Origin of the sequence: Streptomyces katrae (genome assembly GCF_000966975.1) — a bacterium.
GTDB lineage: Bacteria > Actinomycetota > Actinomycetes > Streptomycetales > Streptomycetaceae > Streptomyces > Streptomyces katrae.
Map to the genome: position 1 here is coordinate 1 of NZ_JZWV01001339.1, position 459 is coordinate 459.

1 pseudogene is annotated in these 459 nt (G+C 83.9%); it reads right to left on the reverse strand.

Going from position 1 to position 459, the window contains the following annotated elements:
- Window positions 1-459, reverse strand: a pseudogene (locus VR44_RS36965) (hypothetical protein); the annotation flags it as partial.

The window sequence follows — 459 nt, forward strand, 5'->3', positions numbered from 1 at the left end:
GGCGGCGACGAGGAGCACGGCGAGCGCGAGCAGCAGCCCGCGGGCCCGCCGCCAGAGCTGTGCGGGGGTGAGGGCGGAGGAGGTGCCCGCCCGCCCGCCCCGCCCCCGGGCGGGGGTGGTGGGGGCGCCCGCAAGGGCCGGGCCGGGGGCCTGAGCGTGTGTGTCCGCCGTGGGCGGAATCCGCCCCGGGGCGGCCATGGGCGCGGGGGCGCTCGTCCGTGCCGGGCCGTGGCCGGAGCCGGTGCCGTGCCCGGGCGTCGGCGCCCCGGGGCCGTGGCCGGGTGTCGGGGTGCCGGGGGTGTTGTCCGGTGTCGGGTCGGTGGAGGGCGCGGGGGTGGGCGCGTGCTGTGGGGCGCTGCCGGGCGCCGGGGTGCCGGGGGCCGGGGAGTGGTTCGGGCCGGGGCCGTGGCCGGGCGCCGGCGTGCCGGGGGCGTCGTCCGGTGTCCGGTCGGTGGAGGA